The 16,638-nt window shown below is 63.9% G+C and carries 16 protein-coding genes and 1 pseudogene; 7 read left to right on the top strand and 10 right to left on the bottom strand.

Translation table 11 applies throughout. From position 1 onward, the window contains the following. The 3 genes and pseudogenes from IEJ02_RS12485 to IEJ02_RS12475 form a co-directional block, all read left to right on the top strand. A pseudogene (locus IEJ02_RS12485) lies at positions 1-192 on the top strand (NADH-quinone oxidoreductase subunit C); the annotation flags it as partial. Between the two features lie 60 nt (positions 193-252). After that, positions 253-1,047: a hypothetical protein gene (locus tag IEJ02_RS12480; protein ID WP_191064890.1), complete on the top strand. Its 795-nt coding sequence runs from the start codon at positions 253-255 to the stop codon at positions 1,045-1,047. 306 nt (positions 1,048-1,353) lie between these two features. After that, the gene (locus IEJ02_RS12475; RefSeq protein ID WP_191064889.1) at positions 1,354-6,411 is read left to right on the top strand and encodes a phage tail tape measure protein; all 5,058 of its coding nucleotides are present in this window, start codon (positions 1,354-1,356) and stop codon (positions 6,409-6,411) included. A gap of 93 nt (positions 6,412-6,504) precedes the next feature. On the opposite strand, the gene IEJ02_RS50370 is transcribed toward IEJ02_RS12475, so the two are convergent. The 3 genes from IEJ02_RS50370 to IEJ02_RS12460 all read right to left on the bottom strand — a co-directional run bounded on the left by IEJ02_RS50370 (position 6,505) and on the right by IEJ02_RS12460 (position 9,768). After that, positions 6,505-8,343, bottom strand: a complete 1,839-nt coding sequence (locus IEJ02_RS50370; protein WP_191064888.1) for an ABC transporter ATP-binding protein — start codon at positions 8,341-8,343, stop codon at positions 6,505-6,507. A 202-nt stretch (positions 8,344-8,545) separates the two neighbouring features. Then, positions 8,546-9,259, bottom strand: coding sequence for a lasso peptide biosynthesis B2 protein (locus tag IEJ02_RS12465; RefSeq protein WP_191064887.1), 714 nt, complete (start codon positions 9,257-9,259; stop codon positions 8,546-8,548). Continuing rightward, the gene (locus IEJ02_RS12460) at positions 9,256-9,768 is read right to left on the bottom strand and encodes an asparagine synthase-related protein (RefSeq protein ID WP_191064886.1); all 513 of its coding nucleotides are present in this window, start codon (positions 9,766-9,768) and stop codon (positions 9,256-9,258) included. The genes IEJ02_RS12465 and IEJ02_RS12460 overlap by 4 nt, the downstream gene beginning before the upstream one ends. A 44-nt stretch (positions 9,769-9,812) precedes the next feature. On the opposite strand from IEJ02_RS12460, the gene IEJ02_RS12455 reads away from it, so the two are divergent. Next, on the top strand, positions 9,813-10,838 hold the full coding sequence (locus IEJ02_RS12455; RefSeq protein WP_498067031.1) for an NsdA family TPR-like regulatory protein: 1,026 nt from the start codon (positions 9,813-9,815) through the stop codon (positions 10,836-10,838). On the opposite strand, the gene IEJ02_RS12450 is transcribed toward IEJ02_RS12455, so the two are convergent. The 7 genes from IEJ02_RS12450 to IEJ02_RS12425 all read right to left on the bottom strand — a co-directional run bounded on the left by IEJ02_RS12450 (position 10,804) and on the right by IEJ02_RS12425 (position 14,791). Next, positions 10,804-11,967: an AcrVA2 family anti-CRISPR protein gene (locus tag IEJ02_RS12450; protein ID WP_191064884.1), complete on the bottom strand. Its 1,164-nt coding sequence runs from the start codon at positions 11,965-11,967 to the stop codon at positions 10,804-10,806. The genes IEJ02_RS12455 and IEJ02_RS12450 overlap by 35 nt on opposite strands. Positions 11,968-11,971: 4 nt before the next feature. After that, positions 11,972-13,093: a tyrosine-type recombinase/integrase gene (locus tag IEJ02_RS12445; RefSeq protein ID WP_191064883.1), complete on the bottom strand. Its 1,122-nt coding sequence runs from the start codon at positions 13,091-13,093 to the stop codon at positions 11,972-11,974. After that, on the bottom strand, positions 13,090-13,431 hold the full coding sequence (locus IEJ02_RS50750) for a DUF6372 family protein (RefSeq protein ID WP_223863703.1): 342 nt from the start codon (positions 13,429-13,431) through the stop codon (positions 13,090-13,092). Before IEJ02_RS50750 ends, IEJ02_RS12445 begins: the two co-directional genes overlap by 4 nt. 34 nt (positions 13,432-13,465) lie before the next feature. After that, positions 13,466-13,672 carry a hypothetical protein gene (locus tag IEJ02_RS12440; RefSeq protein WP_191064882.1) on the bottom strand — a complete coding sequence of 69 codons (207 nt, stop codon included), beginning with the start codon at positions 13,670-13,672 and terminating at the stop codon, positions 13,466-13,468. Then, positions 13,669-13,884 carry a hypothetical protein gene (locus IEJ02_RS12435; protein ID WP_191064881.1) on the bottom strand — a complete coding sequence of 72 codons (216 nt, stop codon included), beginning with the start codon at positions 13,882-13,884 and terminating at the stop codon, positions 13,669-13,671. The genes IEJ02_RS12440 and IEJ02_RS12435 overlap by 4 nt, the downstream gene beginning before the upstream one ends. Positions 13,885-14,129: 245 nt before the next feature. Continuing rightward, complete coding sequence (locus IEJ02_RS12430) at positions 14,130-14,333, bottom strand: hypothetical protein (RefSeq protein WP_191064880.1); 204 nt, start codon at positions 14,331-14,333, stop codon at positions 14,130-14,132. Beyond that, positions 14,330-14,791 carry a hypothetical protein gene (locus IEJ02_RS12425; RefSeq protein ID WP_191064879.1) on the bottom strand — a complete coding sequence of 154 codons (462 nt, stop codon included), beginning with the start codon at positions 14,789-14,791 and terminating at the stop codon, positions 14,330-14,332. Before IEJ02_RS12425 ends, IEJ02_RS12430 begins: the two co-directional genes overlap by 4 nt. 204 nt (positions 14,792-14,995) lie before the next feature. On the opposite strand from IEJ02_RS12425, the gene IEJ02_RS12420 reads away from it, so the two are divergent. The 3 genes from IEJ02_RS12420 to IEJ02_RS12410 all read left to right on the top strand — a co-directional run bounded on the left by IEJ02_RS12420 (position 14,996) and on the right by IEJ02_RS12410 (position 16,594). Continuing rightward, the gene (locus IEJ02_RS12420) at positions 14,996-15,841 is read left to right on the top strand and encodes a hypothetical protein (protein WP_191064878.1); all 846 of its coding nucleotides are present in this window, start codon (positions 14,996-14,998) and stop codon (positions 15,839-15,841) included. A 61-nt stretch (positions 15,842-15,902) separates the two neighbouring features. Continuing rightward, on the top strand, positions 15,903-16,154 hold the full coding sequence (locus IEJ02_RS12415) for a hypothetical protein (protein WP_191064877.1): 252 nt from the start codon (positions 15,903-15,905) through the stop codon (positions 16,152-16,154). Positions 16,155-16,198: 44 nt separating this feature from the next. Then, entirely contained in the window at positions 16,199-16,594 is a 396-nt protein-coding gene (locus tag IEJ02_RS12410) for a hypothetical protein (protein ID WP_191064876.1), read from the top strand. Positions 16,595-16,638 lie beyond the last annotated feature (44 nt).

Below are 16,638 nucleotides of genomic sequence, written 5' to 3'. Positions count from 1 at the left end.
ACCCCAGCCCCTGACGGCGGTGACAAGCCCGAGGACACCCCGACCCCAGCCCCTGACGGCGGTGACAAGCCCGAGGACAAGCCCGAGGACAAGCCCGAGGACAAGCCCGAGGACAAGCCCGAGGACAAGCCCGAGGACAAGCCCGAGGACAAGCCCGAGGACAAGCTCGCCGAGCCCGGCGTCGACGCCTGATCCTCTCCACCCCTCAGTTCACATGCGGGTCGGCTCCGCAGCCACACAAGGGATTTGAAGATGGTGGGCAAGGAACAGTCCGGACCGGGCGCGGCGGTCCCTGGTCCGGACACGTTCGACTTCGAGAGCTACATCTCGGGTGTCTCGTCGTTTCCGAAGTTCAAGCACACCGTTTACCTCGATCAGGAAAACGGTGTTGCACTGCTGAAGGTGTACGACGAATGCGAGAAAATCGCAGAGCGCGGCAAGGAAATCGAAGCCGAGCTGGATACCCGGTCGGAAAAGTCGGCACGATCGCTGGTCGACGATGAAATCGAGGAGCTGAACGAAGAGCTGGAGACCCTTCGGGAACGGGCTGAAGAACTGGAGTCCCGAAAGCTCGCCCTGGAAGAGCGGGTCAAACTTTCGGCTCTGACGTTCCACTTCCAGGTGGGTACGGCACAGAAGCTCGGGAGTGTGGTGCGCCAGGCGGAAAAGGAGTACCACAAGAAGCATGGCCGGGGCAGTGACGATGACCTGGAGTACATGGCGGGCAAGTTCCGGTACCAGCTGGAGGCTCAGCTGGAGGCGTACTGCACCGGAATCACGCTGGCCGACGGAAAGAGGATGGACCCACCTGGCCGGGCCGGGTTCAGTCGCCTCCTGGATTCATTGATCACCTCGGAGTCGGCGCGCCTGATGTCCGCGCTGAACGAAAACCTGGATTCGTCGGCGACATGGGCGGACCGCCTTGATGCCGGATTTCCTGGCGGAGGTTCTGACGTGGACGGACAACCAGTGGGCGCTTCCGGCGATCCGGACGGCAAGGTCGTGGAGTCTCCCCCCGCTGACCCTGCTGACCGGGGAGGAATCTGACTGGACGGATGAGCGCAACCGGCTGCTGGCGGTTGCGCTGACAGTCCTGGAGTCGGAGACGTGCAAAAACTGCGGAACTCCCGCATGGATCGGCCATTCGACAGATAACGCCATCGCCTTCAAGGTCGAATCGTCAGTCTGTTACGGATGTGCGGAGCTGGAAAAGGACCGGGAAGACCGCGAAAAACGCCAACGCAAGGGCTCTCGGGGCGAGGTGCGGTACGTAAGCCCGTACAACGTCTGGGAGAACGAGCCGCTTCCGTCCAGGCATGACTCCTATCTGGCGGAGATGGAGAAGGACCGGTAATGCCCTCTCAGTTCGATGCGGTGGCGCGGATCAGCGTCGACCTGAGAGGGTTCCGCGAGGCTTCGCAGCAGGTGACGAAGTCCGGCGGAGAAATGGAGCGGGTCTTCCGCAACCTGCACGGTGTGCTCAGCAAAATCGAGCCAGTTGAGAAGTCACTGGCAAACGAACTGAGCCGAACCATGCGGGTGTACCAGCAGATCTCATCGGCAGCCCGCGCATACGCTTCAGCCGTCCAGTCGCTGAGCCAGAATTCGGCAGGCGCGGCCAACGGCGCGAAGGTGATGGCGACAGCTTTTGAGAAGCTGCGCTCCTCCCTTGCCGCTGTACAGGGAATGTCCGAACGCGAGGCTTCGCGTATTCAGCGGACCTTGTCCTTGTATCAGCAGATGGCGAGCGTGCTGAACACGCTCGCGACCGCCCAGCAGCGGATGATGGCCGCGACGCAAGGTGCGGCGACCGCGCAGCAGCGAGCGCAGACGGCTTCGAAGGCAGCGACGGCCGCGCAGCAGCGGGCAGCGAATGATCAGCTTCGCATCCAGCGGGATATCGAGCAGGCGCGGGCCAGATCCGCTGCCTCCGCCCAGCGGGACGCACAGGCTCAGCACGCCGCGTCGCTGGGTATGACCGCGTTCGCCACGTCGGCGTCAGGCGTCCGATCTGCGCTTCAGGATCTGGAGGGCTTGTACTCGAATGTTGCGCGCGGACTGGGTCAGGTCGCCACGGCGGCTACGGCTGCTGCGATTTCACATGAGGCGGCGTTTGCTCAGATTGCTCGCGTCACAGAGCTGACGGGCGAACCTCTGGCCCAGATGCGGGCCGAGTTCGAGAAGCTGGCCAACGTGCTGCCGGTCAGCTTCGAGGAGGTCACCCGCATCGGTCAGCTGGCCTCGCAGACGGGTGTCGCGAACGAACAGCTGGTGACGTTCACCGACACGGTGGTCCGGTTCTCGGTGACGACAGGGATCGCATCCGAGCAGGTGACACTGCTGTTCGGCCGCATCCGGACGATGCGGGACATCCCTCTGTCGCAAATGGAGAATTTCGCCTCGACGGTCCTGGCGCTCGGCGTGGCGTCGGCGTCAACCGAGGACGAGATCCTTAAGGTCACCGAATCGATCGCCACGGTCACGGACCTTTTCGGCCTGTCGACGCAGGCGACGCTCGGCCTGTCATCGGCGCTGGCGACACTGCGTGTGCGACCGGAGCTGGCGCGCGGTGCGCTCACTCGTGTGCTGGGTGAGCTGTCGAACGTTGCGGCCGAGGGCGGCTCGAAGCTGACGTTGCTGGCGAACATCCTGGGTGAGACCGAGGATGCGACGCGGAACCTTGTCCAGACGAACCCTGATGAGTTCTTCCTGAAGTTCATCAAGGGCATGGGCGGCACGACAACCCGGGCGGGCGAGCTGCGCAGGACGCTGGCATCGCTGGGCGTTGACGCCGTCCGCGACGTGGATGTGATCTCCCGTCTGGCGAACAACTACGACACGCTGGCCGAGCATGTCGGCCGGGCCCGGGTGGAGTTCCTTCTAGGGAACAAGCTCCAGAAGCAGTCCCAGACGATCTTCGATACGACCCGCGTGAGGATCGACAACCTCAAGGACGCCTTCAATACCCTCCTCGCCAACGCGGGCAAGCCACTGGCGGCGGCGCTCGGCCTTGCCGCTACCGCCCTCACAAAGATCGTCGAGATCCTGAACCGGGTCCCCCTCGGCATCCAGGTCTTCGGCGGCCTGACCATCGCCGCCGCCGCATTCGGTGTAGCGCTCACCGCCCGCCAGATTCTGATCGCGAAAATGTTGCGCGCCACGGTCGCCTTGACGCAGGCGCAGCGGATCCTCGGGCAGTCGACTTTCACCCTGCGCACCGCATTCTCGGCGCTGAACCAGGCGCAGGCGGGAAGCGTTGCCACTACAACCGCTCAAGCCAGGGCCACCGCCGCCGCAGCGGCAGCGCAGACCGCAGCAGCACAGCAGATGGCACGGGCCACGGCCGCCGCCCGTACCGCCAACACCGCATCGGCCGGGACCAGCACGGCTGCCGCGCTGTCTCCGGCGGCTGCCGCGACCGCCTATCAGGCGCTGGCTGCCCGGCAGGCAGAGGTGGCGGCCACGGCAGCCCGGGTCAACTCGGCACTCTCCGCATCCAGTCTGGCCGCCGCGAACACCGCCACGGCGGTCCGTAACGCGGGTGTCTCGATGACGGGCCTGGCGAATGTGCAGCGCACATACGGGGCGGCCGTTGCGGTGACGGCCGGATCTCAGGCCAAGATGGAGCAGGTCTACCGGCAGACCACGGCATCGGCCACGGCTGCCACCGCCGCGAACACGGCAGCCGCAGCCTCTACGACGGCCGTGGGGACGGCGGCAACGTTCACGGGCCGTGCGCTTCTTCTTCTGAGGACGCACTGGGTGGCCGCACTGGGCATCATCGGCCTGGTGGGTGTGGCGCTGTCGGGCGTGGTCAGCGCCTTCCAGGGGACACAGGATCAGATCTCCAAGACGGCCGACGAGGCATTCAGTGCGGTCGGCGGCATGGATGCCTACAACAAGGCGCTGGCTGCGGATACGGCCGCTGCGGAGCAGGCCAGGGGTGGCCTGGCCGGGATCCAGCAGGGCCTGAAGGAGTCGGGCCGGGTCGCGACGGAGACCGGGACGTTCTATTCCACGCTGACGTCGCATACGCGGGACCTGGCGGGGGCTGCTGGTGAAGAGGCGCGGCAGCGGCTGCGTCTGGTGCAGCAGCAGAAGCAGTCGATCCTTCTGGCTCAGGGCACGGAGGCTTCTCTCCGGTCGCAGGCTCAGGGTCAGGGCGCCGCAGCGAAGGCGGCTCGTCAGCACCTGGATGACCTCGGCGCTCTGACCCAGGAGGAGAAGAAACTCCAGGCCGCGCTGGGTGGAACGACGCTGGCAATCGGCGACGAAACCAAGCAGCTGATCCAGAACCAGTTCCAGCAGACGATCCTGAAGTCGGGGATGCTGGATACCCGGAAGGATTACGAGCGCCTGTCGAAGGCGATCAAGAAGTCCGGGTTCAAGGCCGAGGACATCGCCGGTCAGGACGCGGGGAAGTCCCTGGGGAAGATCCGTACCGAGCTGAAGAGCCTCCAGAAGGAGTACGACCGGCTGGACCGGCAGTACCTGTCGTCGCGCGGCAAGGACGGCGACCCGGGTACCGCGAAACGCCTGAGGAAGGAACGCGATGCTGTCGCCGCCAACATGGACGCGTACCGGACTCTCGAAACGTTCGTGGGCAAGACGTCGTCGGCGTTCGACAAGGCGAAGCGCTCAACCGACATCCTGACCGCCCTCGGCCTGGACCCGCTGGGGGATTCCGCGAAGAACGCGGCGGACGGGTTGCAGACCACGGAGGAGGGTGCGGACGCCGCTGTCAAGGCGATCGACAGTCTGGCCGAGGCGTACAAGGGTTTGATCAATCCGGCCGACGCGTGGCAGAAGGTGAACGAAAAGGGCAAGGCGTCTATTCAGTCGTTCACGGCGGAACTCCAGAAGCAGGCGAACGCGCAGGCCGAGTACGCCAAGAATCTGGCGATCCTGTCGTCCCAGGGCTATGGCTCGCTGGTGGATCAGCTGAAGGAGATGGGGCCGCAGGGTGCGCAGGCCGCCAAGGAGCTGGTGAACGGGTCAAAGAAGGAGCTGGACAAACTTGAGGGGATCGCGGTCCAGGCGGGTGCGGGGTTCCAGAAGGCACTGGCCACCGCCTTGTCCTCGGTGGAGACACTGGACGTGGGGAAGAAGACGGCGGCGTCCCTCAGCAAGGCGATCAGTACGTCGCTTCAGTCGATCGCCTCAACGGGCGGCGACTTCTCGGCCGCATCGGGACAGATCGTCCAGATCGTCGACCTGATCAACAAGAAGACGATTACCCCGAAGATCGGCATTGACGTGGTCGGCGCCCTGGGTGACCTGGAAAAGCTCAAGGCCGCGATCGATGCCGCCTCCAAGAGCGGGACCCTGGACGCCGAGGGCAAGGCCACTTTGAACACGCTGCTGTTCGACACGGCCCTGGCTCAGCTGAAGTCGCAGGTCAAGGGGATCGAGGAACGGCACGAGGTCGACGCCAAAGGTAAGGCCCAGCTGGACCCTAAGGGCTACCAGGAGGAGATGAACAAGCTGCGGTCCAGCACTGCGGCGAAGGTTCTTCAGGGGTACCTGGACGCCAAGGGTAAGGCTCAGCTGGATGACGAGACGTTCCGGACAAAGATCGGCCAGCTGGCCGCGCTCGTCCTTACCAAGGAACAGCAGAAGCAGTTCGACCTGAAGGGTATCGCCCGGATGGACGACGCGGAGTTCAAACGGCTGCTGAACCTGCTCAAAGCGACCGTGACCGGGACGAACTCCTCCGGTGCCCTGAACCCCAAAGGAAAGGCCCAGCTCGACAGCAAGCAGTTCAAAAACGACCTCTGGGGCCTCAGGGGGCTGAGCCAGGACACCCGCAAAGGCATCGAGGATCAGCTGAAGAACATTCAGCCCTCGGTTGCCACAGGTACCTTCCAGCAGCAGCTCGGCGGTCTGGTGCAGGCGGCCAGCCGGACAGGCTCCAGCATCCAGGCGGCCCTGTCCCGCACCGCGACAGTCAATGTGGTGTACCGCAACGCCAACAGGCCCCCTCCCCGGACAGCACAGGCGGCGACCGGTGGATGGATCCGGGGGCCCGGCACGGGAACGTCGGACTCGATCCCGGCCCGCCTGTCGAACGGCGAGTTCGTGGTCCGTTCCCGGCAGGCAAAGCGCCACGCTTCCCTGCTGGAGGCGATCAACCGTGGGCGCCCGTTGCCGAAGCCAGTAGCCGCGCCGCACCCGGGTTTGTCGTACGCCCGCGCCGAGCACGGATCCCGTGCAGGCGGGCAGGCGGGCCGGTCTCCGCGCAAGCTCGTCGGGGCGATGGGCCGGGACACCCTGAAGCGAGTGGAGGGCCGGGCTGATGTGCGATCCGGCCCGATTATCAATGTGAACAACACGTATCCGCGCTCGGAGCCGACGTCCACCACGATCAACCGTTCGCTGGCGTACGCGGCTGCCCTGAACGGCACCATGTGACACGACTGCGTCGCGTCACCCTGATCGACTTGATCACGGGGGCGCCCCCGGTATTCAGAGCAGCCGGTGTTTCCGTCTGAACGCCTCCCCTGGTCAGATCGTCTCTGTAGTGCTGTAATTGGCCGCCTGTTTTGTCCACATAGCTGCGTATTCGGATCCAGGTGTGGCCAGCAGGGAGTGGTGGGTGCCTTCTTCGGCGATGCAACCGCCGTCGAGAACAATGATGTGGTCAGCGCTCCGGGTGGAGCCGAGCCGGTGAGTGATCAGGATGACAGTGCGGCCGTCGCTCAGCTCCCGGATGCGGTTATACATCGCTTCCTCCGCACGGGGATCCAGGGCGGAGGTCGGTTCGTCACAGATGAGCAGGGGGGCGTCTTTTCGGTAGAAAGCCCTCGCGGCGGCGAGCCGCTGCCATTGTCCGGGAGACAGATCGCGACCACCCCACTGAGAAGGGGAAAGGTAGGTGTTGAGCCCGTCAGGGAGCTGGTCGATGAGGGTATCTACTCCAGCTGCGGCGGCTGCTACTCGCACTGATGCGTCGTCACCGGGGCCTTGCCCAAGGGTGATGTTCTCGCGGACAGAGGTCTGCCAGCGGGCGATGTCCTGGGGAAGCATCGCCAGGTGGGACCAGATCTGATCGGGATCAGCAGTGGCAAGGTCGACGTCATCCCAGGTGACCGAGCCGCTGGTGGGCACATAGAGACCGGCCAGGAGTTTGGCCAGGGTTGATTTGCCTGCTCCGTTGGCACCGACAATGGCCAGGACTTCACCACGGCGTACGGTGACGGAGATGTCCTTAAGTGCAGGTTTACTGCTCCCGGAGTACGCGAAGGTGACGTTGTTCGCGCGGATTACTTCCGGATGCCGGGGGACAGGCGTTTTGCCCTGATGGGTTCGATCCTGGCAGTCGGTGAGGAAAGTGGACCAGTCACCGAGATAGAGGCCGACCTTATAGGTGGTGTGTATACCGGTGATGAGCCCGGTCAGCAAGGCGCGGCTGGTAGTGATGGCCACCAGGGCGGTTCCGGCAGAGGCGAGGGGTACGTTGTCGGTTGTGACAAGGGCGAGCAGGGCGGCGTAGACCAGGAGCATGGCGGTGCCAGCGAGAGCGTCGCCAAGGAGCTGACACCGAGCGGTGCTGCGACCGATGTCAGCGGCATGGACCTCCAGGCGTTTGACGACGTCGGTGAACTGACCGAGGAGCCAGGGGCGCATGGTGGTAGCCCGGACGTCCAGGGCGGTCTGCCTGCCGGAGGCGTAATACATCAGGGTGTGGCGTAGGCGACGGTCGGCGAGGACATGCCGTTCGGCACGGTGTGCGGCCCGTGCCGCGTAGATGGCCGCCGCGCCGCGAGGAACGACGGCGAGGATCAGCAGTGGTGCCAGGATCCAGTGGAGTGCGGCGAGAGCACCTGTGGCGGCGATGATGCCGACCATGGCGGCGACAAGTGCCGCAAGGGCGTCGATCATGAGATGGGCGTCCTTGGAGGCACGGTTGGCCGCTTCGCTGTGATCGCACCAGGCCGGATCGTCATACGCGGCGAGCGGGACGCGGGTGGCGGCCTCCAGGTACTGGATTTCGGCTCGTCCGTCGACCTTCGGCCCGAGGGAAGAGGTGACGGACAGGGTCTTGGCGGTGGCCAGGGAGCGGGCTATGGCTACGGAGGCAACCAGGGTCAGCGAGGGCAGCGCATCGTGGAGCCGGTCGGCGAGGGGGCCAGTGGCGAAGAGCTGGGCGAAGGCACCGCGAGTGGCGTAAAGGCCGACAGCGGTGAGGCCGCCCCAGATCAACTGGAGAGCGGTCAGCCAGAGAACGGCGGCCCGGTCAGCCGCCCACGCCAGGCGCAGAGCGTCGGCGGCGAGTTCCGGTATGCGCCTGACCATCGTAGACGCTGAGTGGGCGAGAGCATCATCATGCCGCTCCTCGCTCACCGTATATTGCGGAAAGAGAGCTGCGGCGGTCCTTTCCGGACGTCGGGTGATCCGGGCAAGGAGGCGGGTGCGTAACCGGACAGCGGGAGCACTCGGAGGCGATGACGTTTTTTTCCTGCGCAGGATGTCTGTCACGCACAATTCAACGCGTGCACCCATACGGGTGGTTGCGGGGGCCAGGGGTGGCGGTGGGTGGCGAATTTCAGTTCGAGGTGTCCACCCAGAGGACCGGCACATAAGGCCACACCCGGTCCTCGTCAGCCTGTCCGATCACGGTGGCGTCGTCGGTTTCGATCCAGGCGTGCGGGCTGGGGGGAAGGAGCGATACACCCAGAACCCATCGGGTACGACGTCCAGTGAACGCCGATGCGAAGTGGACCCCAAGGGACTCTTCGAGGCAGGCGACCCGTCCCGGCCAGAGCCGGGCGGCGTGGCGTACGGCCGCGTGTGCGGTCTGAGCCTGCGCGATGGTGGCGGGGCGTCCAGGCAGGCGGACAGCAGCCCGCGCAACGGCGATGGTCCATCGTATGGGCGCGCACCGTAACAGGACGAGGGCGAGCGCGAGGCCCGCGTAAACGGCAATGCGACCCCGAGTGCGGTCGGCGTCTGTGGTGGCGGTACGCACGATGCGTTTGCCGCTGGGGGGCAGGGTGCGCACGGCAGGCCCCAGGAGCTGGGCCCGGGAGAGTTCGGCAACAACACGACCGAGGTCCGCGCGCACTTCGACTGCGTTGTTGCCACGGGCTGCCCAGTAGGAAGTCACGATGTCGATAGCGACGTGCGCAGGAGTGCCGTCGGTGATCAGATTCCACAGTTGGGTACCGACCGGGTCAAGAGTGCGCCATCGACCTGAACCGGTCCGAGTGTCCAGGATGGCGGTACCGTGGACCGTTTCGGTGAAGTGGACACCGCTCATGCCAACCTGCCCTCTGGGGTCTGTTCTGTAAGTCCCGGACTCCGGAGTCGCGCTGAGGATGGCGTAGTTTCCCACCAGCGTTCGCGGCGGGTATCCAGGGTGGCGAGCCACAGCTCAGCGGCAATGAGGTAATGCAAGGCGCTGACAGGAGCGTGTTCGCCACGCGCGGCGCTTTCCAGTGCGGCCCGTATGGCGGTGGGATGAATGAGCCCGGAGGCGGCCAGCCGGGAATCACCCAGGATGATGCGCAGGGTGGGGATATTGGCACGGAGGCCCAGGTGGAAACTGGCATCCATGGGGGTTTTGGTGCGCCGGTCGAGAAGAAACCTGGGCACCATAGGGGTGAGTGCGGCGCGAGCGAGGGGCTTGAAGTCACCCAAGGGCTTGCGATCCCAGCCAGGAACAGCCAGGCAGGCGTCTACAACTGGGGTGTCGAGGTAGGGGGCATGGATGGGCAGACCCCACATCTGCTGCGAAATCTGGTTGTAGGTAGCATGCTCTTCCCCCATTCGCTCCAGGGCGATCCGTTCGTGGGAAGAACCTCCTTGATCCCCTGCACCAGTGGGCCACAGCAACCCCTTCTGAACTGATCGAGCGTCCTGCCGGAGATGCGCCAGCCGGACGTGTCGGGAGGAGGGAAGTCGCTGGCATCAAGGCTGTCACCGAGATATTCCGTGACGTCGACAACCGCCATGGTGGCGCACTCTCCCGCCGGGCCGTTATTGCTCAGTTGGTCGATGCAACCGCCATACTCGATTCCTGCTCTTACACCGAAGCCACCGGCCGTGAACTGTTCTCCGCCGTCGCCGATCTTGGCAGTGTGGCTGGGTGGATGAGTTTTGACGCCGGTATGCACCAGAGTGCGCAAAAGCTGTTCATCACTGCCCTCCACGCAGCATCCGAGGGTGCAGACAAGGCAGTTGGGGCTCACATTCTTCAGTGCATGGCTCGCCAGATGTCCCATCTTGCGCACTACAGCGACGCCCTGGACCTCGTTGCTCTCGCTCAATACGGAGGACGCAGGCAAATCTCTCCAGCGACCAAGTCCATGCTCGCCGCCCTTGAATCCCGCCTCAATGCCATCCTGGGACACCTGGACGAAAGCGAGCGGGCGGCTGGTCGGGCTGAAGAACTTTTCACCCTGATCGACCCGGCCGAGGAGCCACCCCACATGGCTTTCTTCGATGCCGCTGAGCTCTCCGCCACTCTGGGGGTCGCCCATCAGATCGCCGCGAGGAAAAGCGAGGGTTCTCACCGCACTCGGCGAGCCGATAAATCTCTCGACCTCCTGGGTCGAGCCCTTAATCTGCGCCCTGAACATCGCACGCGGTCAAAAGCATTCGACCATCTCGCCCTCGCCCGAACACACTTGGTCGCCAGTGAGGTCGGCGGCGCACACCAGGAGACCGGCTTGGCGTTGACCCTGTTCGGAATGATCAATTCCAAACGTGTGGCGGATCGCCTCATTGAACTCCATGACGAAGCTGCTCAATATTCCCAGGTAGCCGAGGTGGCCGATCTGCGGAGCCGGATCAAAGTCAGCATCACTTCTTCGGATGGAGAGGTCGCCGGGCCTTGAGTCCCCGGCGGCGGAGCGGGTCATGTCGCTGCGGGTCGACGGCGACCACGGTGGTGATGGGGTCCATGTCCTCGGGCAGCTCTCCGAGGCCGACCCAGTGGGGCATGAGCCACCTGGTGATGAACTGGGTGCGCTGGTTGGGGCGTCCGGGTCCCACGCGGAACTTGTGGAAGTGCCCTGCGCGCTGATGTGCGGCCCGCTGTACTCCGGAGGGGGTCCCAGGTCCAGGCGCGGTCCGCCCGGCTGCCCTGCGAGCCGCGTGCAGCCGTGGGCCGATCCTCCAGCCGATTTCCACCCAGAAGGGGTTCCGGTCACTGGGCGCCTTCTTGCCGCGTTTGACGGTTGAGGGTTTAACGGCCTGAGGTTCCACGGCATCCCGGTTATCGCAGCACAGGTAAATGAGAATCCCGAGGGCGGGCCTGAGGATTTCTTCGATGAGATTCCATACACGGCTTCTTTGCTTCGGGTCATCCGGGATATACATAGCTTCGACTCGTTCGCCTGCGAATTGAACCGCGTCTTCGAAGGTGAACTCTTTAAGGCTTGTTGGAATATAAAGCCGCATATATGCCTGGCCCCGGACTTCCCCGGTATCCAGGTCGAGGAGGTCGATAACCATCAGCAGACCCAGACCTTCAATGTCTTCATTGGTAAACGTCTGCTGGTCAGGGTTGCTGTTGAATCCGTAGACGAAGAATCCACGGACCAGCCCCTCGTTGGAATTCAGGGTGATCGGCCAGGGTTCCGGCAGGACGACCAGGGGGTTGATGTGAGAAAGGTGAGCGAAAATGTTACCGGGCAGCTTGTCGTAGGTTGATCGATAGAGTTCCTGTGCCAGATAATCGTTGAGGTCATAGGTCACACGCCCGTTCTTCGCCCACATCCGGTACACGCCTACCTGTGCAGACATGTCCACGTAGTGTGCGTAATCAGCGTCGCTGATTCCCGGCTTCGAAACAGGAGTGATCTTTTTCCCTGAAGACATCTGATCCAGCATGGGAACAAGCCATTGATGCCTGCTCCGGATCGCATCTTCCCGCCCCTGGAGCGCTTCGGCGAAAATCTCAGTGACTTCATTCGCCTTCAGTCCACGTGAGTGGCGGGACGCTGAAGCGGCTTTCTTCCCCACGGCTCTATTCCCTTTCTTCGCCCGGTTCGTCGTTATCGAACCTGAGCATGCTCAATGCTTCAGAGTGGCGTCCTTCATCGGATCGTACTCCCGCCATCCTGCGGCCGATCTTCCGGTACTTATCCACCTGTTCTGTGCTCTTCCAGTCACCAGTGATTGCCTTGATGTCCGCTGCCGAATATCCCTTAGCCCCCAGGTCAGTTGGCACACCGGCCCGGAGCCCGTGAGCTGTCACATCATCAGCTACATCAAGTTTGGCCTGGCGGGCGAGGCGCTTGACGATCAAGTTGATGGCGACAGGGGTAAGGCCATAGCCTCCTTTCTTTCCGATCGGCCTGACCTGATCCCACTTGTTCACGTTACGCAGAAGCGGCATATTCCATCCGCCTTCGCCAAGTTCCACGAGAGCGTCAATCCACTTTCGGACAGCCCGTACACACCGTGGGTCATCAATTTCGTATTCTTTACCGCCCTCTTTATCGTTCTTGCTCACCCGCTTCCGGGCGACGATAAGCTTTGGTGTAACGAATTTGATGTCATTGATCCGCAGCTTGGCCAGCTCGGACCGGCGGGCCCGCATGTAGTAGCCGAGCATGAGCAGGACAGTGTTGCGCAGACCGGCGAGGGTGTCCTCCGGGCAACAGGCCACCATCGCGCGCAGCCGGACGAGGGCCAGTGGGGGCGAAGATTTTTGCTCGTACCCAGCCTCGTTCCACTGATGCCGGTGATCCGCGTACCGCTGGAGGGCCGCCTCCTGGCTGGGGGTGTCCTTGTGACCGGCGCGGGCATTCATCCACCGGATGGCGGCCACGGTCAGGCGGACCGTGCCGGGATCAACCCACTTCCGGCAGAGATAATCCACATAAGAGATCAGATTCTCCTCGGTGGTGGGCGGCCCCGGGGTCCGGCCATCGTTCTTCAGGCACCAGTTGGCGAACGCCGTCCACCGCTCGGTGTAAGTCCGCCGAGTGTTGACCCGGCCCGAGTTGGCCATGGACTCGGCGGCTTCGGGTGTGAGCTGCCGGTTGATGTCGAAGGGTGTGGCAGGGAGATTCGATTCATCGTCGTCAAGCAGCTCGACATCGACGACATCGTCACCAATCGGGATGGCAGGCAGCTCGCTCATCCGGCGCCACCCGGGGTGGGGCCGGTCGGCGGTTCACTGAGCGGAGCAAGGGCGGCATAACAGTGGGTGCATACCGGAAGAGCGTCAGTGATGTCGGCCTCGTAACCTTGCCCCGAAGCTCCGGGTGTGACCACACGGAGCAGATGACCCGGCTCGGCGGCTGTCGTACACGCCCCTTGGCCGTCGTGGTAGAGACGGCAGATGCAACGGCATCCGCCGGGCCGGTGCTGTTCCCATGTGAAAAGCCATGTCTTTGTCAGGTAGAGCACGGGGTGCTCGGGCTTATCGGCCGGATCTGTCAGGAGTGCACCTTGGTCTCGGCGCGGGAACTGTCGCATTTTTCGCCCATATGAACCCACACGCAGGGGCGCCCTATTCAAAGCTGTTGCCGTAGAGGTTGTTCAGTTCCAGATTCAACGCATTCAAATCTGGATGACCAGCGATGACAAGCCCGTTCTGTGCACTTACCGCAGCTTTCGCCGATTCGCCAACGCGCTCAAAGGCTTGGCCGACCTTGCGCATGTTCTCGGCGATGGACTTCAGGTCGGGATTACGCTCTGGTTCAAGCGGCTCGCTCACGGGCGCACCTCGAAGACCTCGGCGACGGCGCCATCGGACTCGCGGACCTCGAAGCGGCCCGTAGCAACGGCGATGGCACCTCCATGACCGAACGCCAGGTCGCACCCATCGAACTCCTGCCGGTCGAGCCACACGCCGTCAAGGTCCGGTGGCAGGAATCCTGGCGGTAGGTCGGACGCCGGGCGTACAACGACGTAATCCGGGATGCTCAAGAGAACTCCTCGTTCAGGTGGTGGCGACGATGACACGGAACAACGAAGGCGAGCGGATTGCGCTGCACAGCATCGTGTACCGCGAAGTCGGATGGCTGGAAGACGGAGCGGAAGTATGTGACGAGATCCCGGTCTGTGGTTTCTGTGTCCCCAGGCACTCGCACTACCAGCGCCGCGAGGATGTCCCGGAGGGGCCGTGTCACGTGCTTCGTTCTGAGCGCGCCGCATAGCACTCGATACGGCGGTCATGCGGCACCCCCGCCGGAACTGGTGAGACTTGACGCGACCCGGCATTCCTGGCAGTCCCGCAGGTCGCCGGGGTGAGGGGTGCCCCATGCGTCGAGGTGGTCAAGCACCTCCGGGGGCTGGAAGGCGGTTCCTTCGATGAAGCCAGGCAGGGACTCCCCGTCCGGGCCATAGTGCCAGCCGTCCGCGTCGGGAGTGGTCATGGCGCCTCGCTCGGCTCGACCACCCGGCGGACGGTGTGGGTTCCATCGGTGTGGCGGACGATGGTGTCGCCAAAGTAAGCGATGATGCGGCCTGCCCCCTCGTTGAAGCGCAGCCCGACCGTGATGAGGTCACCGCCCAGATACCGCATGCATGGCTTGGCGAACACCCCGGCCCTGTCGAGCCAGTCGTCGAGCGCAGGCAGGGTCTCCTTGGTCAGTAGGCGCGTCTCGTACACGTCGTCGTTCATCGCGGAGATCACGTCGACATGGGTGAGGGCGATGCCACCCGCGTGACCGTCGACCTTCACGATGGGCTCACCGTGGCCGAGCGTCCACGCCCTGGAGCGGGTGCAGGTCTGGAGCCGCCTTTCGCTGGGGTGCCCCTCCGGACGGGCGCCGGGGTAGGCCATCACCGGGGTGCCGACCGGGTGGTTGGCGTTCCACTGCTCTGCGTCCACGACGCTCTCCTTCTCCTTGCCGACAGGCCCTCAGTATAGCTTTCCCTAAGGACAGTTAGGGAAAGTAACATGCTTGTTCGATTCCCTCACACATGAACATGTCAATCTTTCACAGAGTGTGAAAGAAGCCGGAGGCAGAGGTTGACGGGCCCCAAAACTTCGGGCAAAGTTTTAGGTACCTTAAACCGATGGGAGGGCTCCACTGTGGGGCGCATCGACGTCTACGAGTACGACGAGATCTGTGGCGCTCAGTGGGTCGGGCGCTTCGACAACGCCTCCGCCGAGACGTTTGTGAGCGCGGCCAGCCCGCAGACACCGTGCTGGGACACACGCTCAGCAACGAGGCCCAGCACGGCAGAGACGCGGGAAGTCAAGGAGCTGCACCGCACCGAGGACGGTCAGTGGGTGCGGCACGAGTGGGTCGGGGTGCAGCACAGCAAGGACGGGCCGAACCGCCCGACCAAGTGCTGGTACATCTCCGGCGAAGAGGCCAGGCAGTGGCTCCTGACGGAGGGGCACCACGATGCCGTTGAGAAGTACTTCGGCAAGCCCGGGGAGGCGAGGCCCGCTGTCGGCGGTCGCCCGGCAATCGGCCCGAAGCGCAAGGTCAACCTCAGCGAGCAGACCCTGGCCCGCGTGGCGGCCTACCGTGAGCGGAACCCCAAAGGCAACAAGACCATGCCGGAAGCCGAGGCGCTGCGCCTGCTCATCGAGGCCGGGTTGGATCTATGGGAGAAGACCGCCTACCTGAAGGAGATGGAACAGGAGGGGAACAACCAGCGGATTGCGGATCTCCCCGTCGGGAGGACCGCGTACACCGTCCCGTGGGCGATGTTCCTCGACCCGGAAGGGCGTGTCTGGCTCAACCCAGAGAAGAGCATCAGTGAGTCGAAGTCCGGCACGGTGGAGGTGCGGATCAGTCGAGGAACAGACGGCTTCCGCGTCTGGGCACCTTCGACGTTCAATCCCCGCAGGCTCCTCGTAGGGGTCAAGGCGGCAGCAGAAGGCAGCCTCCCCGTCGTGCGGACGAATTTCGAAGTGCCCCGATAGCCTGTCGCCGCGCCGATCAAGCCACGCACTGGACTGAACCTGGCCGTCGAAGGGATGAGGCATGAAGGTAAGACGAATTGACCTCGACGACGAGGAGATGCCGGAGCGTGTCCTCGTCGACCTCTCTCACGATGAGGCCGCGTATCTGGCGCTGCTCCTCGGAAGGCAGGCGCCCAACGAGATGAACCAGGTCATGCCAGGCGGCTCCAGCCAGGGCAGTGCGGTCTACAGGGGACTGACAGGTGGCCTCTTCAATCGGTTCTATGAGGACGGAACCGACGGCGCAGCCGAAGCAATCCGAGCACGTTCGTGACTGACGCCATGACTATGGCCGTCGACACCACACACAGGAGAGTCGTGAGCGACATCACTGGACAGAGCGCCGATGAACTTGCCGAGCAGAAGGCCATGCAGGACCCTCGCCTGCGCTGCCTCCTCCTCAAAGCCGCACCTGACCGGGACCTCTACATCGGCTGGTCCCGGGTCTGCGAGAAGCCTGCCGGGGCGTGGGCCCGCAGTGAGGCCATCGAGTACGGTTTTCCACCCTCGCGTCTTGATCGGGTCGACAAAAACGGCACCTCGGCGATGCACGGCGAAGGCGCCTGGGACTACCCCGGTTTCATCGCCGAGCAGCGCGGTTGGCTCAACAGGGACAAGCTTGGTGACTACGCCCTGGCCTGGCTCGATGGCCGGATGGACGAGGCGTTCGATCTTCTGGAACCGCTCGACGGCGAGAGCGAGGTGCGACGGTGACCAACCTGTCCGGCGACACGGAGACGAGACCAAGAGCAAGGTGC

It is taken from the genome of Streptomyces sp. 5-10, from assembly GCF_014712245.1.
Taxonomy (GTDB): Bacteria; Actinomycetota; Actinomycetes; order Streptomycetales; family Streptomycetaceae; genus Streptomyces; species Streptomyces violaceusniger.
The sequence above is the reverse complement of the archived record's forward strand: the minus strand, read 5'-3'. Positions and strand labels throughout refer to the sequence as shown.

Coding starts and splice junctions, on each gene's coding strand:
- IEJ02_RS12480 (WP_191064890.1), top strand. CDS start 253: ATGGTGGGCAAGGAACAGTCCGGACCGGGCGCGGCGGTCCCTGGTCCG.
- IEJ02_RS12475 (WP_191064889.1), top strand. CDS start 1,354: ATGCCCTCTCAGTTCGATGCGGTGGCGCGGATCAGCGTCGACCTGAGA.
- IEJ02_RS12465 (WP_191064887.1), bottom strand. CDS start 9,259: ATGAGCGGTGTCCACTTCACCGAAACGGTCCACGGTACCGCCATCCTG.
- IEJ02_RS12460 (WP_191064886.1), bottom strand. CDS start 9,768: ATGGGGGAAGAGCATGCTACCTACAACCAGATTTCGCAGCAGATGTGG.
- IEJ02_RS12445 (WP_191064883.1), bottom strand. CDS start 13,093: ATGAGCGAGCTGCCTGCCATCCCGATTGGTGACGATGTCGTCGATGTC.
- IEJ02_RS50750 (WP_223863703.1), bottom strand. CDS start 13,431: ATGCGACAGTTCCCGCGCCGAGACCAAGGTGCACTCCTGACAGATCCG.
- IEJ02_RS12430 (WP_191064880.1), bottom strand. CDS start 14,333: ATGACCACTCCCGACGCGGACGGCTGGCACTATGGCCCGGACGGGGAG.
- IEJ02_RS12415 (WP_191064877.1), top strand. CDS start 15,903: ATGAAGGTAAGACGAATTGACCTCGACGACGAGGAGATGCCGGAGCGT.